The sequence below is a fragment of the Buttiauxella izardii genome, assembly GCF_003601925.1.
In the GTDB taxonomy this organism is placed as follows: domain Bacteria; phylum Pseudomonadota; class Gammaproteobacteria; order Enterobacterales; family Enterobacteriaceae; genus Buttiauxella; species Buttiauxella izardii.
Genome location: NZ_QZWH01000038.1, coordinates 23,425 through 38,990 on the forward strand (window position 1 = coordinate 23,425; position 15,566 = coordinate 38,990).

At 50.1% G+C, this 15,566-nt stretch carries 14 protein-coding genes; 4 read left to right on the top strand and 10 right to left on the bottom strand.

Translation table 11 applies throughout. From position 1 onward, the window contains the following. Positions 1 to 66 precede the first annotated feature (66 nt). Entirely contained in the window at positions 67 to 444 is a 378-nt protein-coding gene (locus D6029_RS16080; RefSeq protein WP_120065698.1) for a YbgS-like family protein, read from the bottom strand. A gap of 320 nt (positions 445 to 764) precedes the next feature. Between D6029_RS16080 and aroG the strand changes: the two genes are divergently transcribed. After that, positions 765 to 1,817 (top strand): 3-deoxy-7-phosphoheptulonate synthase AroG, encoded by a 1,053-nt coding sequence (gene aroG / locus D6029_RS16085; protein WP_120065700.1) that lies wholly within the window; start codon positions 765 to 767, stop codon positions 1,815 to 1,817. Between the two features lie 63 nt (positions 1,818 to 1,880). On the opposite strand, the gene gpmA is transcribed toward aroG, so the two are convergent. From gpmA to modE, 7 genes are all read right to left on the bottom strand, one after another. Next, positions 1,881 to 2,633, bottom strand: coding sequence for a 2,3-diphosphoglycerate-dependent phosphoglycerate mutase (gene gpmA / locus D6029_RS16090; protein WP_120065701.1), 753 nt, complete (start codon positions 2,631 to 2,633; stop codon positions 1,881 to 1,883). A 209-nt stretch (positions 2,634 to 2,842) separates the two neighbouring features. After that, positions 2,843 to 3,883 (bottom strand): galactose-1-epimerase, encoded by a 1,041-nt coding sequence (gene galM, locus D6029_RS16095; RefSeq protein WP_120065703.1) that lies wholly within the window; start codon positions 3,881 to 3,883, stop codon positions 2,843 to 2,845. Further along, positions 3,877 to 5,025, bottom strand: a complete 1,149-nt coding sequence (gene galK, locus D6029_RS16100; protein ID WP_120065705.1) for a galactokinase — start codon at positions 5,023 to 5,025, stop codon at positions 3,877 to 3,879. The genes galM and galK overlap by 7 nt, the downstream gene beginning before the upstream one ends. Positions 5,026 to 5,029: 4 nt before the next feature. After that, positions 5,030 to 6,076 (bottom strand): galactose-1-phosphate uridylyltransferase, encoded by a 1,047-nt coding sequence (gene galT / locus D6029_RS16105; RefSeq protein ID WP_120065707.1) that lies wholly within the window; start codon positions 6,074 to 6,076, stop codon positions 5,030 to 5,032. A 9-nt stretch (positions 6,077 to 6,085) separates the two neighbouring features. After that, on the bottom strand, positions 6,086 to 7,102 hold the full coding sequence (gene galE, locus D6029_RS16110) for a UDP-glucose 4-epimerase GalE (RefSeq protein WP_120065709.1): 1,017 nt from the start codon (positions 7,100 to 7,102) through the stop codon (positions 6,086 to 6,088). A 223-nt stretch (positions 7,103 to 7,325) separates the two neighbouring features. Further along, entirely contained in the window at positions 7,326 to 8,807 is a 1,482-nt protein-coding gene (gene modF, locus D6029_RS16115) for a molybdate ABC transporter ATP-binding protein ModF (protein WP_120065711.1), read from the bottom strand. A 76-nt stretch (positions 8,808 to 8,883) separates the two neighbouring features. Further along, on the bottom strand, positions 8,884 to 9,675 hold the full coding sequence (gene modE, locus D6029_RS16120; RefSeq protein WP_120065712.1) for a molybdenum-dependent transcriptional regulator: 792 nt from the start codon (positions 9,673 to 9,675) through the stop codon (positions 8,884 to 8,886). A gap of 128 nt (positions 9,676 to 9,803) precedes the next feature. Between modE and D6029_RS16125 the strand changes: the two genes are divergently transcribed. Next, positions 9,804 to 9,956 (top strand): AcrZ family multidrug efflux pump-associated protein, encoded by a 153-nt coding sequence (locus tag D6029_RS16125; protein WP_120065714.1) that lies wholly within the window; start codon positions 9,804 to 9,806, stop codon positions 9,954 to 9,956. 40 nt (positions 9,957 to 9,996) lie between these two features. On the opposite strand, the gene D6029_RS16130 is transcribed toward D6029_RS16125, so the two are convergent. After that, positions 9,997 to 11,277 carry a DUF445 domain-containing protein gene (locus D6029_RS16130; protein ID WP_120065715.1) on the bottom strand — a complete coding sequence of 427 codons (1,281 nt, stop codon included), beginning with the start codon at positions 11,275 to 11,277 and terminating at the stop codon, positions 9,997 to 9,999. 247 nt (positions 11,278 to 11,524) lie between these two features. Between D6029_RS16130 and umuD the strand changes: the two genes are divergently transcribed. Both umuD and D6029_RS16140 read left to right on the top strand, forming a co-directional pair. Then, the gene (umuD, locus tag D6029_RS16135; RefSeq protein ID WP_120065717.1) at positions 11,525 to 11,881 is read left to right on the top strand and encodes a translesion error-prone DNA polymerase V autoproteolytic subunit; all 357 of its coding nucleotides are present in this window, start codon (positions 11,525 to 11,527) and stop codon (positions 11,879 to 11,881) included. Next, positions 11,881 to 13,164 (top strand): Y-family DNA polymerase, encoded by a 1,284-nt coding sequence (locus tag D6029_RS16140; protein WP_120065792.1) that lies wholly within the window; start codon positions 11,881 to 11,883, stop codon positions 13,162 to 13,164. The genes umuD and D6029_RS16140 overlap by 1 nt, the downstream gene beginning before the upstream one ends. Here the strand turns inward: D6029_RS16140 and D6029_RS16145 are convergent. Further along, positions 13,110 to 15,224 (bottom strand): EAL domain-containing protein, encoded by a 2,115-nt coding sequence (locus D6029_RS16145; RefSeq protein ID WP_167456019.1) that lies wholly within the window; start codon positions 15,222 to 15,224, stop codon positions 13,110 to 13,112. The genes D6029_RS16140 and D6029_RS16145 overlap by 55 nt on opposite strands. Positions 15,225 to 15,566: the final 342 nt, after the last annotated feature.

Genomic DNA, 15,566 nt, shown 5'->3' on the forward strand with positions numbered 1-15,566 from the left:
TAACTTATTGAATAAGGCCCATAAAAAAGGAGAGCCGAAGCTCCCCTGGTTTTAGCCGGGTTTCATTTACTGCGAGGTGCCGTCCACTTTCGTGTTCACGTCATCGCCGCTACCGGTTTCAACCTTTTGATTGGTGTCCGGGCATTTGCCGTCTTTACACATCGAGTTTTTATGAATTTCATCTTTGCTCATCCCTTCACTGGTCATACCGCTACTGCTGGTTGAACCATTTGGGTGGAGCATGGTGCCGCTGTTATTGATATTGCTGTTATCAACGCCTTTTGGCGCAAGGTTCTGATTCGCATCCGGTGCGACCTGGCCTGCTGAAGCGGCGGCATTAGCCTGTCCATTATTGTCCGATGCCGTATCTGCGGCCATTGCCATGCTGCTGGCGACTGAAAGGGTTGCTGTAAGGAAAAGTGCGGTTAATTTATTCATCATCATGCTCCTGTTCTGGTTGTTATTGCTGGATAACTTCTTCCAACAGTGCATCAGCTTTATTCTGAGTATGAAGCTTTTATCGGCTAAACATTTCACCGATGAAACCCTCAACAGAATACAATTTTGTGAAACGATAACTTTTTAGTGTTAACACTTAAAAATTGTAGCGGCAAACCGAGGTTTTACCATTTTTTGACGCCTTTTAGCGCGTTTCCAGGAATATTCTGCCTGAAGTGTAAAAGCCCGTTTACACTTCAGGCTTGAAGCGATAGATTGAAGGGATTGCAACTAAGTTAAATCTCAAGGCCATTCCCGGAAATCTCATGAATTATCAGAACGACGACTTACGCATCAAAGAAATCAACGAACTCCTGCCTCCTGTAGCGCTGCATGAAAAGTTCCCCGCCACTGAAAAAGCGGCACAAACGGTTTCTAACGCTCGCAAAGCGATTCACAAAATTCTTAAAGGTAATGACGATCGTCTGCTGGTAGTCATTGGCCCTTGTTCTATCCACGACACCAAAGCGGCAAAAGAGTATGGCGAGCGCCTGCTGAAACTGCGCGAAGAGCTGCAAGGTGAGCTGGAAATCGTAATGCGCGTTTATTTTGAAAAACCGCGTACTACCGTGGGCTGGAAGGGCCTTATCAACGACCCGCACATGGACAATAGCTACCAGATTAACGACGGTCTGCGTATCGCTCGTAAGCTGTTGCTGGACATCAACGACTCAGGCTTGCCTGCGGCAGGCGAGTTCCTTGACATGATCACGCCACAGTATCTGGCTGACTTGATGAGCTGGGGTGCCATTGGCGCACGTACTACAGAATCTCAGGTTCACCGTGAACTGGCGTCTGGCCTGTCTTGCCCGGTTGGTTTTAAAAACGGTACCGACGGCACCATGAAAGTGGCTATCGACGCCATCAACGCGGCTGGCGCGCCACACTGCTTCCTGTCTGTGACCAAATGGGGCCATTCGGCTATCGTTAACACCAGCGGTAATGGCGACTGCCATATCATTCTGCGTGGCGGTAAAGAGCCAAACTACAGCGCTGCTCACGTTGCTCAAGTTAAGACAGATTTGCAAAAAGCGGGTCTGCCAGCGCAGGTAATGATCGACTTCAGCCACGCGAACAGCAGCAAGCAGTTTAAGAAGCAAATTGAAGTTTGCTCCGACGTTTGCCAGCAAATTTCAGGCGGCGATACTGCGATTACCGGTGTGATGATCGAAAGCCATCTGGTGGAAGGGAATCAAAACCTGGAGAGCGGCGAACCGCTGGTCTACGGCAAAAGCGTGACCGATGCGTGCATTGGCTGGGAAGATACTGAAACTGTATTGCGCCAGTTGGCCGATGCGGTAAAAGTGCGCCGCGCTTAAGTTTCTGCGTCGTAGCAAAAGAAAAGGCGTGGTGAAAACCACGCCTTTTTCACATCTAACGAATTACTTCGCTTTACCCTGGTTTGCTACCGCTGCGGCTTTTGCTGCGATTTCATCAGCATTGCCCAGATAGTAACGTTTAAGTGGTTTGAAGTTCTCGTCGAACTCATAAACCAACGGTACGCCCGTTGGGATATTCAGCTCAAGAATCTCTTCTTCGCTCAGGTTATCAAGGAATTTAACCAGTGCGCGCAGGGAGTTACCGTGAGCGGCAACAATCACGCGCTCGCCGCTTTTCATGCGTGGCAGAATGGTTTCGTTCCAGTAAGGGATAACGCGGTCGATAGTCAGCGCCAGGCTTTCAGTCGTTGGCAGTTCTTTTTCAGTCAGGCTTGCATAACGCGGGTCATGGCCCGGGAAACGCTCATCATCGCGGGTTAATTCTGGTGGAGTCACCGCAAAACCACGACGCCATTGTTTAACTTGATCGTCACCGTATTTTTCTGCGGTTTCAGCTTTGTTCAGACCCTGCAACGCACCGTAGTGACGTTCGTTCAGCTTCCAGGACTTCTCAACTGGCAGCCAGGCTTGATCCAGTTCATCAAGAATGTTCCACAGGGTATGGATGGCACGTTTCAGCACAGAAGTGTAAGCAAAGTCGAAGGAGTAGCCTTCGTCTTTCAGCAATTTACCCGCAGCTTTAGCTTCAGTTTGACCTTTCTCAGACAGATCAACATCATACCAACCGGTAAAGCGGTTTTCGTTGTTCCACTGGCTTTCACCGTGACGAACCAGAACCAGCTTAGTAACAGCCATAGTTTACTCCTCAATAAGCTTACGATTAATGATAACGATTATCATTATATTGCCGCGAAGGGGCCAGCGGCAATGCCAAACGTTTAACATAGCGAAAAAGAGTGTGGAGTGTAAGGTGGATGTGAATGGTTGTTATATTTTTGTCGCTAAATGGCGGGAATTCCAGCGATCTGAATAAGAAACGCCCTCCATGAAGGAGGGCGGAAAACTTAAAGCGCAATGAACTCGTATTCCGTAATACTCAGATATTCATCATCCGGCTGTAACCAGCAATCGGGTTGCGGCCATTCCGGGTGATTTGGGCTGTCCGGCAGGAACTCGCTCTCCAGCGCCAGGCCCTGATACGCACTGTAAGTCCCTTGTTCACGGGCGGGCGTACCATCAAGATAATTGCCGCTGTAAAACTGCAACGCCGGAGCCGTGGTGTAGACCGTCATTTGCAGCTGGTTATCGCTCGACCAGACGTGAGCCGCAGGCAGACTGGCATCGCCTTGCGCCTGTAACAAGAAGGCATGATCGTAGCCTTTCACCAGTTTCTGATCGTCGTCGCTGAGAAAATCATCGGCGATGGTTTTTGGCGTGCGGAAATCAAAGCTGGTGCCATCGACATCTTTAAGTCCGGCTTGCGGAATGCCGCTGGAATCGACCGGCAAATAGCTGTCAGCCAATAGTTGCAGGCGATGCTGGCGAATATCGTTCTGCTGACCATCAAGATTGAAATACGCGTGATTGGTCAGATTCACCGGGCACGGCTTGCTGGTTTTAGCGCGGAATTCAACGGTGATGCAGTTATCTTCCGTTAGCGCATAACGCGCCGTGGCACGTAACTCGCCAGGGAAACCCTGGTCGCCATCAGGCGAGTCCAGCGTATACAACACTTCATGCTCGTTCTGGCGAACAATACGCCAGCGGCGGGTATCAAAACCATCCGGGCCGCCATGCAACTGGTGTGCGCCCTGATTAGCCGTGACGTTTACGGTCACGCCGTCGCGTTCAAACTGGCTGTTAGCAATGCGGTTGGCATAACGGCCAACGGTTGCGCCCAGATAAGCGGATTGATTCAGATAATCTTCCGGCGTTTCGCAGCCGAGCAGCGTTTCCCGCACACTTCCATCTTTCATCGGCACGCGGCAGGAGAGCAGGGTCGCGCCCCAGTCCATCACGGTGACAACCAGCCCCGCGCTATTGCGCAGGGTGGAAAGGCGGAACGGTAGCCCGTCAGGTGCGAGCTGTGGAGTCTCTTTTAGCATTGGCCAGCGCCCTCCGAAGGTTTGCAAACATAGAAGGTTTCTTTGATACCGGTTTTCGCTTCGTACTGTTTTTCGACCGCTTGCTTAACCGCTGGAACCAAATCTTCCGGGATCAGCGCCACAATGCAGCCGCCGAAACCGCCGCCGGTCATGCGCACACCGCCTTTATCGCCGATAGTCGCTTTTACGATTTCAACTAGCGTATCGATTTGCGGGACGGTGATTTCAAAATCATCGCGCATCGAAGCGTGAGATTCAGCCATCAGCTCACCCATACGCAGCAAATCGCCTTTTGCCAGCGCGTCTGCCGCCTCAACGGTGCGGATGTTTTCAGTCAGAACGTGGCGCACGCGTTTGGCGACAACCGGGTCAAGCTCATGAGCCACTTCATTAAATTTAGACAGCTCAACGTCGCGCAACGCTTTCTGGCTGAAGAAACGCGCACCGGTTTCGCATTGCTGGCGGCGGGTATTGTATTCGCTGCCGACCAGCGTGCGCTTGAAGTTACTGTTGATAATCACAACCGCGACGCCTTTTGGCATCGGAACCGCTTTAGTGCCGAGCGTGCGGCAATCAATCAGCAAAGCGTGATCTTTTTTGCCTAACGCTGAAATCAGCTGATCCATAATTCCGCAGTTACAGCCAACAAACTGGTTTTCTGCTTCCTGGCCATTTAACGCAATCTGCGAACCGTCCAGCGACAAATGATAAAGCTTCTGGAACACCGTACCGACGGCCACTTCCAGTGAAGCCGATGAACTCAAGCCTGCACCTTGTGGCACGTTGCCGCTGATCACTAAATCCGCACCGCCAAAGTTTTTATCACGCTTTTGCAGATGCTTCACCACGCCGCGAACGTAGTTCGACCACTGCTGCGTGTCGTGGCTCATGATCGGTTTATCCAGTGAAAACTCATCAACCTGGTTGTAATAATCCGCCGCAATAACACGTACCATGCGGTCGTCACGTTTTGCACAGCTGATCACCGTCTGGTAATCAATCGCGCATGGCAGCACGAAACCGTCGTTATAATCGGTGTGTTCGCCAATCAGATTTACGCGCCCCGGAGCCTGAATGGTGTGGGTCGCCGGATAGCCAAACTTTTCGGCAAAGAGGTGTTGGGTATTATCTTTCAGACTCATTTTTTTATTCTCCGGATTGGCGAAAGTGGATATCGGATACCGCACGCAAGCGTTCTGCGGCTTGCTCTGCGGTTAAATCACGTTGGGTTTCAGCCAGCATTTCATAGCCGACCATGAATTTACGCACGGTTGCGCTGCGCAACAGCGGTGGATAGAAGTGGGCATGTAATTGCCAGTGACCATTTTCCTCGCCGTTAAACGGTGCGCCGTGCCAGCCCATGGAATACGGGAAGGAGCACTGGAACAGGTTGTCATAACGGCTGGTCAGTTTTTTCAGCGCCACGGCTAAATCACTACTTTGTTCAGCTGTTAAATCGGTGATGCGCAGGATATGCGTTTTTGGCAGCAACAGCGTTTCGAACGGCCAGGCCGCCCAATAAGGCACTACCGCAATCCAGTGCTCGGTTTCAACCACCGTACGGCTGCCGTCTTTAAGCTCGCGCTGCGCGTAATCGACCAGCATCGCCGAGCCATTTTTAGCAAAATATTCACGCTGCAATACATCTTCACGCGCCACTTCGTTTGGCAGGAAGCTGTTTGCCCAAACCTGGCCGTGTGGATGCGGATTAGAGCAACCCATCGCCGCGCCCTTGTTTTCAAAAACCTGCACCCACGGATAAGTTTTGCCTAAATCCGCAGTCTGTTCTTGCCAGGTTTTCACCACTTCTTCCAGCGCAGGCACAGAAAGTTGCGGCAGCGTTTTACTGTGGTCAGGAGAGAAGCAGATAACCCGGCTGGTGCCGCGTGCACTTTCACAACGCATCAGCGGATCGCCATTTTCCGGCGCATCCGGGGTGTCCGTCATTAGTGCGGCAAAATCATTGGTAAAAACAAAAGTGCCGGTGTATTGCGGGTTTTTATCGCCGGTTACGCGCGTATTTCCGGGGCACAAGAAACAATCCGGATCGTGCTGCGGTAATGTTTCTTGCGATGGCGTTTCCTGCGCCCCTTGCCACGGGCGTTTAGCCCGATGCGGGGACACCAGAATCCATTGTCCGGTCAGTGGGTTGTAACGACGATGTGGATGATCCACCGGGTTAAACTGCTCCATCACATTTCCTTAGTCTGGATAACCTTGAGGATGGCGGGACTGCCAGCGCCAGGTATCATCTGCCATTTCTTGCAGAGTCCGGCTGACACGCCAGTTAAGTTCTTGATCGGCTTTGGTGGCATCGGCCCAATAAGCGGGGAGGTCGCCATCACGACGCGGGGCGAAGTGATAATTCACCGGCTTGCCGCAAGCGGTGCTGAAGGCGTTGATCACGTCCAGCACGCTGCTGCCAATGCCAGCGCCGAGGTTGTAAATATGCACGCCAGGTTTGCCTTGCAGTGTTTGCATCGCGGCAACGTGGCCGTCAGCCAAATCCATCACGTGAATATAGTCGCGCACGCCGGTGCCGTCTTCGGTTGGATAATCATTACCAAAAACTGCCAGCGAATCGCGACGCCCTACGGCAACCTGTGCGATATACGGCATCAGGTTATTGGGAATACCTTGCGGATCTTCCCCCATATCGCCTGACGGATGCGCGCCAACCGGGTTGAAGTAACGCAACAGCGCCACGCTCCAGTTCGGCTGGGCTTTTTGCAGGTCAGCCAGAATCTGTTCAACCATCAGCTTGCTGCGGCCATAAGGGCTGGCAGGGGTTCCGGTTGGGAAACTTTCAACATAAGGGATTTGCGGCTGATCGCCATAAACGGTGGCGGAGGAGCTGAAGATGAAGTTGGTGACGTTGGCGATGCGCATCGCGGAAATCAGGCGCAAAGTGCCGGTAACATTGTTGTCGTAATATTCCAGCGGCTTGTTAACGGACTCGCCGACAGCTTTAAGCCCGGCAAAATGGATAACCGCATCAATTTGATGGTCGTGGAAAATTTCAGCCAACAGGCCTTCATCACGGATATCACCGTCGATGAACAGCGGATGTTTACCGCCAAGGCGTTCAATGACCGGCAGCACGCTGCGTTTGCTGTTGCAGAGGTTATCCAGAATGACGACATCGTGGCCATTTTGCAGAAGTTGCACACAAGTGTGACTTCCAATGTAACCGCTACCACCTGTTACCAATACTCTCATTTTTCGCTCCATTGCGCGTATGGTATGTAATAATCTTAGCATAACAGAGATGCGAAAAGTGTGACATGTGCTAAATTAGTGGAATCGTTTACACTAATATTTCAACGGCAGATATCATCATAGAAAATGATTATAAAACAAATGAGTAGAGTGGGGCTGTTGCGGGTTGTCTGAAAGTCGGGTGGATACTTGAAACCGTTATCCACCCGGAATATGACGCGCTTTATTTTGCGGGCGGCAAGTCATCAAACTGATAGCGATAAGCGTCGCCGTCGGCCACGAAGGTTAGCCGTTTGGTGATGCACTCTGGCGCATCTTCCGCATGGTGAGAAACAAACAGCAGTTGGGTCTCGCCTTCACCAATCAGGATATCAATAAAGCGGCGCACCAACTGGCGATTCAGCGGATCAAGCCCTTGCAGCGGTTCATCCAGAATCAGCAATGTAGGGTGTTTTACCAGCGCGCGAGCAATCAAAGCCAGGCGTTGTTGGCCCCAGGAAAGACTGTGGAAAGGGGCGTCAGCAATCGCATTATCCATGCCGAGCATGTTCAGCCACTGGCGGGCGAGTTTTTGCTGGCGATCAGAAACAGCCTGATAAATGCCAATCGAATCGAAATAACCCGAGAGCACCACATTGCGCACCGTAGTGCTGACGCGGTAATCCAGATGCAAATTACTGCTGACGTAACCAATATGCTTTTTGATATCCCAGATGGTTTCGCCGCTGCCGCGACGGCGGCCAAACAGCGTCAGATCGTTGCTGTAACCCTGCGGATGATCGCCGGTAATCAGACTGAGTAATGTCGATTTACCCGCGCCGTTTGGCCCGACGATTTGCCAGTGCTCGCCAGGATTTACCGTCCAGGACAGTTTATGCAGGATAGGGCGGTCGTTATATTCCACCACGCCATCGCGAAGAATAATGCGCGGCTGGTTTTCGGGAAGCGTATAACGCGCACTCGGATCGTCTGCTTCCGGCAGTGCAACGCCCGCCAGTTTTTCGCTGTGGGCCAGTTGTGCAATCAGCGCCTGTTCGAGCAGCTTTTGTTTTTCACCGACTTCAATCAGCGCGCAGTCGGCCAGCACGCCAGCGTGCTGGACAAAATCAGGGATTTCATCAAAGCGGTTCAGCACCAAAACCACGGTGTAACCTTGGGTGCTCAGTTCACCTAATAATGCGGCGAGTTGCTCGCGGGATTTCACATCCAGCCCGTCAAATGGCTCATCAAAAATCAGCAAATCGGGCTGTGACATCAGCGCCTGGCAAAGCAGCGTTTTGCACGTTTCACCAGTAGAAAGGTATTTAAAACGGCGAGTGAGTAACGGCGCGATGCCGAAAAGCTCCGCCAGTTGCTGGCAGCGGGCTTCGTCTTTGACTTCATCCTGAATAATTTGCGCCGTGGTGCGCCCGGTATCGTCTTCGTCAGGACTCAATAAATCGGTGTTATTGCGCTGCCATTCATCGCTGACTAACTTTTGGAGCTGTTCAAAAGAAAGATGGGCGATACGAGAAAATGTGCACTTGCGCTCGCCCTTTTGCACGGGAAGTGAACCGGCTAATGCGCGGGCAAGGGCTGATTTACCGCTGCCATTCGCACCGACAAACGCCCAGCTTTCACCGGCGTTAATGGTTAAATCATTGAGGGCAAGAGTTCGGGTGTCGCTAAGGTGAAATACCCCTTGCGAAATATGCAACGCAGTCATAAATCATTCCATTTTTTGCAGTGATTAACGTCAGATTTAAATATTGCCTGCGCCCTTGTCAATTCGCCGCGCGGTTTTAGCACAGCGTGGCGATAATCACGCGATCGGCATTAAAAAATGCTATGACTTCAGCACCTTCTACCAGCGCCTGAATTTCTACCACGCTATTTGGCACGGTGGCGCACAGCGTTTGCCCGTCTGGCAGCTGCACCAGAATTTCGCTTTGCTCACTCCCTTGCTGAATATGACTGATCTTGCCGTTGAGTTGGTTATCGGCACCGCTGGCGCGTTTTGCATCCGTTGTGATTTCCACCCACGGCGCTTTAATCAGCACCAGCACTTCTTTGCCTTCGCTCAAACCCAGGCGTTCGGCACTCTGGCGCGTAATCGCCGCCTGTAAACGGGTTGAACCATCCGCCAGTAGGATATCAACGTGCTGTTGCACTTGTTCGCAATCGCGATGCAAAACGGTGCCAAAAAGCTGGTTACGGGCGCTGGTTTGCAAGGAAAATCGGGAAATGGCAGCGAGCAGGCTGTCGAGCGGTAAAGCGTCATCTCGCAGCACATCGAAGGCTTTTTGTTGGATTTGCGCGAGCAATTCATATAGCTGAATCAGGCGCTCGCCATAACGCGTCAGAACCGCGCCGCCACCGCCTTTGCCGCCGGTTGCTCTATCAACCAGCGTCTCGTCGCTAAGCTGATTCATCTCATTGATGGCGTCCCAGGCGCTCTTATAGCTAATGCCTGCAAGCTTCGCGCCCTGGCTAATTGAGCCGGTATGTTGTATTTGTTTAAGTAGCGCGATACGACGTGGATCGGCGAACAGCCGCTGCTGGAGTTTCAGCGTCAGGAGAATTTCAGCTTGCATAACCGCTCCGTAATAAGGAAAACGCCATTTTCCCCTATTGCGTGGGGTTGGGCAAATCGCACAAAAGGAGAGTGCGTTTTTCTGTCAGGTCGTTAGAATAGCCGCTCTCACTTTTGTTGGAGGCATCCATGTTAGAGTTATTGAAAAGCTTGGTGTTTGCCGTGGTCATGGTGCCTATCGTTATGGCAGTGATCCTCGGTCTTATCTATGGATTGGGTGAAGTCTTTAACGTCTTCTCAAAAGTCGGTCATAACGACCAACCTAAGAAACAAAACCATTGATTCCCTAACGCCCGCTGATGCGGGCGTTTCTTTATCCTCTTCATAAATTCAGCAACGGCAGCAATGTCGGTATTTGCGACAGCAGATACAGCACCAGCCCGATTGAACCCCCAACCAGCGTGCCGTTAATACGGATAAACTGTAAATCCTTGCCGATATTCAGCTCGATTTGCCGCGACATATCCTGCGCATCCCAGCTTTTCACCGTATCGCTAATATGACGGGTTAAAAACGTGGCAAACTCCGGTGCCATTTTTTGCACCGCTTGCTCCAGATGTTCATTCAGTGAAGTGCGCAGCGCACTGTCAGCAACCAGCGTTTCCCCCAGCCACTGCCCGGCTTCTGCAATCCGTTGTTTTACCCGCGAATCCTCTGAGTTGATATCGACTTTCAGCCATTGGCGCAGGTCGCCCCATAATTCACCCAGATAGCGATTAAACGCTTCATCTTCTTTCAAATAACTCTTAATGCTGTCGGCTTTCTCAGCCATTTGCGGTGAGTGTTTAAGGTTATCAATCAGCTTCAGCGTAGCGCGATCAAATGCCTGGCGGATCTGGTGCCCCTGATCGTGGCTGACGTCATCGAGAAACGAATTGACCGCATTAGAAACCATGTCGGCGCTGTGTTCCCCGAGCCATTCTGTTGGCAGGATTTTGGCTTTGCGTGGGTGTTCGGTTTCCAGCCAACGCACAATCTGGCGGGCGATAAGCGCGCGGGTGCTATCGCGTTTAATCAGCGTCAGCATTTGAGCAATAACGGCGTCGAGCAATTCCTGATGGCGATTATTTTTGGTCAGGCTTTCCAGCAGCAGAGCACTGGAATGGGTCAAATCGACCTTATCGATAGCCTTGTGAACCGCCTGGCGAATTAAACGCTGAATACGTGCATCGTCAGTCAGGTCGAGAAACGCGCTCATCACTTGCAGCAGATGCTGCCCGACGCGCTGTGCATTATCGGGCTTGCTGAACCACTGGCCAATCATGTGCGCCGGTTGGTGGCGGCGAATCAGGGCAATCAACGATTGGGTATCGAGAAACTTCTCTTGCACGAAGATGCCGAGATTTTCACCAATCCGGTCTTTATTGCGCGGAATAATCGCCGTATGGCGGGAAATAAAAGGAATGGGGACACGATGAAATAGCGCTGCAACGGCAAACCAGTCAGCGAGCGCACCCACCATCGCGGCTTCGGCGATCGCCTTTAAACCACTTACCCAGAAGTTGGGTGGCAAAAAGAGGGTAGTCACAAAGGTTACAGCGGCAATCAGCAGTAATGACAACGCCAGGCGCTTGGTTCGTTTTAGTTCAGCTATTTTCTCCATTAGCTAAGCATAGAACGGCGAGCAGCGGATCGGTAGGGCAAATTTGCGTTGCGATTAATCCCGAGCGATTTCGATTAACTAAATTTTCCACTCCTTCAAATTGTTATAAGAATCTTCCTGCAAGCGACTTGCCTGATGCCTTCATTTAACGATACTGTATGTATATACAGTTATTCTTGTTGGGGGATTATATGGCAGCGCTGACGCTTTTAGTTTTTGGCTTATTAGCAAGTGATGGAGCATAACCATGGGCGCATTTCCATCACCGGCTCAGGATTATGCCGAGCAGAGCATTAATCTTCATGATTTGCTGGTTAAACATCCCACTGCCACATATTTCGTTCGGGCTGCGGACGATTCGATGATCAACGGCGGGATCGGTAAGGATGACTTGCTGGTGGTCGATAGCGCCAGAACGGCGGTGCATAACAATATTGTGATTGCAGCGATCAATGGCGAATTTATTATCAGACAGTTACAGCTTCGGCCTGTGATTCAGTTAATGCCACTCAATCGTGCCTACAAACCGACTTTCCTCGGAACCGATGAGGCGCTTGAGGTATTTGGTGTCGTTACTTTTATTGTGAAAGCAGCGAGTGAATGATGTTTGCTTTGGTGGACGTGAACAGTTTTTATGCGAGTTGCGAAGCCGTATTTCGGCCCGATCTGAAAGGCAAACCGGTGGTGGTGTTAAGTAACAACGATGGCTGCATTATTGCGCGTAATGCCGAGGCCAAAAACTGTGGTGTGCCAATGGGAGCGCCATATTTCAAGCAGAAGGATCTTTTCCGGCAAAAAGGTGTCGTTGCTTTCAGCAGTAATTACGAACTTTACGCCGATATGTCTTATCGGGTGATGACCACGCTGGAAGAAATATGCCCACGTGTTGAGGTTTACTCTATTGATGAAGCGTTTTGTGATCTATCTGGAGTGCGAAATTGCCGCAATCTGAAAAGCTTTGGCCGGGAAATTCGTGACATTCTTCTGCAGCGCACGCATTTAAACGTGGGTGTGGGAATAGCTCAGACCAAAACGTTGGCCAAGCTTGCGAATCACGCAGCAAAAAAGTGGCCGCTGGAATCGGGTGGCGTTGTTGATTTGTCAGGTCGCGAGCGGCAGCGCAAATTGATGGACAGTCTACCGGTGGATGAAGTGTGGGGGATTGGTCGCCGAATCAGTAAAAAGCTTGATGCCATGGGCATTAAAACCACTCTGCAACTGGCGGATGCGGATATCCGTTTTATACGTAAACATTTCAGCGTTGTACTTGAGAGAACGGTGCGTGAACTGCGCGGCGAACCTTGCCTGGGGTTGGAAGAGTTTGCACCGACAAAACAGGAAATAATTTGCTCGCGCTCATTTGGCGAGCGGCTTACCGAGTACGAACATATGCGTCAGGCTATTTGTAGTTATGCGGCACGCGCCGCAGAAAAACTCAGAGCTGAGCACCAGTATTGCCGCCATATTTCTGCCTTTGTCAAAACATCCCCTTTCTCTGTGAATGAACCCTACTATGGCAACCAGGCGACGATGAAATTGCTGACGCCTACACAGGACACCAGAGATATTATCGCCGCGGCCACACGCTGCCTGGACGCTATCTGGAGAAGCGGTCACCATTATCAAAAAGCCGGCGTGATGCTGGGCGACTTTTTTAGCCAGGGCATTGCGCAACTTAATCTGTTTGATGACAACCCACCGCGGGTCAACAGCGAAATGCTGATGCAGATGATCGACGGCCTTAATCGGAAGAAAGGTAAAGGAACCCTTTATTTTGCGGGGCAGGGGATTGAGCAGCCGTGGCAGATGAAAAGAGCGATGTTGTCACCGCGTTATACGACTCGAGCCTCAGATTTGTTGTGCATTCCATCGCGGAGCGTTTTTTGAATATGTTGTTCCGCTAATAGCTGACACACCGTGTTACCCGGCAAAGGGCGGTAGAAGAGATAACCCTGGCACAGTTCGATTCCCGCCGTTTGCACTTGTTCTAATTCATCTTGTGTTTCAACACCTTCAATAAGAACTTCGCACTGAACGACCTTACATAACTTCACGACTTGTTGCAGGAAGTTAAATCCATCGGGTTTAGCTAAGCCCAACACCATGGACCTGTCGAGTTTGATTTTATCCAGTGGATAACGGGTCAAATAATGCAGCGTCGAATAGCCAGAACCAAAATCATCCAGCGCGATTTTAATCCCTAAATTGCGCATCTTTTCCAGTACCTCAGCTACTCGCACCGGTTCCTGCACCTTTTGTGATTCAGTAATTTCAAATTCCAGATGCCATCCATCGGGGAGTGGCTTTGCCAGCACTTTGCGAACCACATTCAGCAATCTGTAGTCGACCAGCGTCTGAGGTGAAATATTGACGGATAGCGTCATGTTCTCAGCATCAGCCATATGTTCTCTAACATAATCTAACGCATGTTCCATGACCCAGAAATCAATCTCCGGCATCAGCCCGGTACGTTCATAATGCTTCAGGAAAACAGGCGGCGTTATCTTCCCATCATCACTTTGATGGCGAATCAGTACCTCAAGCGCGACAATTTTGTTATCAGTCAAACGCACCTGCGGCTGGAAATAGAGAATGAATTTGCCCGTGGTTTGCAGCTTTTCGATTTGCCTCTGGGCTTCAATGTAACTATTCCCTTCGACGACGTGGCTGTAATTAGGCACCATATCAAAATCAGTCGGTTGGCTGATATTCATCTCACCCGTAAATCCATCCAAATCCTCGTTGTCGGGGATGGAATGTTTTAGCGAACTGGTGACAAACGGGCGATAAATGACCACGCCAAGCGCGACAATAAAAAGGTATAACACGACTGCGCTAATTGAGTGGCCGCTGGCTAACCAAACTTTAATCGGGGAGGGGGTCGACCAACTGACGACTTCCGAGATTCGGGGAACGAGATTCAGATAAGTTGCCGCATAAGCTACCAGATAGGACATTAATGGTGCCAGCACAAACGGAATAATCATCACCGGGTTCAGAACAATGGGATAACCAAAAATCAGGGGCTCATTGATGTTAAATAACGCCATGGGGCCAGCGATACCTAACAATCGACGGTGAGGGCTTTTACCTTCCATCAAAATACAAATGATCAGACTCAGCGTATTACCCGTTCCGCCAGCATTACACCACATGTCATAGAACACGGGGCTAAGAATATTGAGCGGGTGGCGGAGGGTATGCCAGTCACTGATATTTATTTTTTGCGCGGCGGTAAAAGCAACATCAATATCCAAAAAAAGATAATAACCGTGGAGGCCAAAGAACCATGGCACAGTGCGCAACAATACGTATGAAATGCCATGTAAGAAATCTTTGGGATAAAAATACAGGGATAAACTACTGAGGAAGTCCATCCCATCTTTTAACCAGATGGCCGCGCCTAGTTTAATGACGCCACTAAAGAGTGCGATAATACCCAGGGTGATAAAAAAAGAGAGAATGTTAACGTAGCTACTATCTTTCCATCGCCGGAATTTTAGTAGGCTCTCACTCACCACTTCTTGTAAATAATTGCCGATGATCCCGGAAGCTAACGCCAGGGGAATACTGATATCTAAGAAAAACTGGGCGTTATCATCAAGGATTCTGCGAAATATCATCAGCGTGCTGATGCTAAGCGCAATACAGTAAATCTGTGAAAGACGGTTTCTGACCGCCCAGTGAACGGCAACGTAGATGTTCATCACCAGCGGTGCGAGTGCTAAGAAACCAACCTGCAATTGCATGAACCAGATTGCTGCATTGTTGAAGCCAGCAGTATCACAGATGACCGATGCAGTGATGACCAGCCCGCGAACAATGGATAACGGGACAATTGCCATGGTGCTGGCAATAATGGCATGAGCAAATCGATTGTTTAACAGTCGACTTTGACTGTTATGCAGACGATGCAACAGATTATTATACAGCCACAGTTTTCTCACAAAATTACCTGAAGCATTAATGCTCATTGATGATTGTATTTAAATGGACATTGGAGTGGTAAAAATAATGGCTGAATGAGTGTTTTTTTTAGTTTGAAAATCAAACATGCTAAAACCACGATAATTATATCAGAATTTATTATTTCATTGTAGAGGGCTTCTGCTGTTGAGTCATAAATAGTTATTATTAATGATCATGACTTGTTAAGGGCTTTATTAATTCAGAGAAGCTGTGTATATAATTTGAAAGTTAATAGTTTGACATATTCAGTGTTGTACAAGGTTTAATTGTTGCATCCCCTGATAAAGGCAACAACAAGAATGATGCCAATTACAAAAACC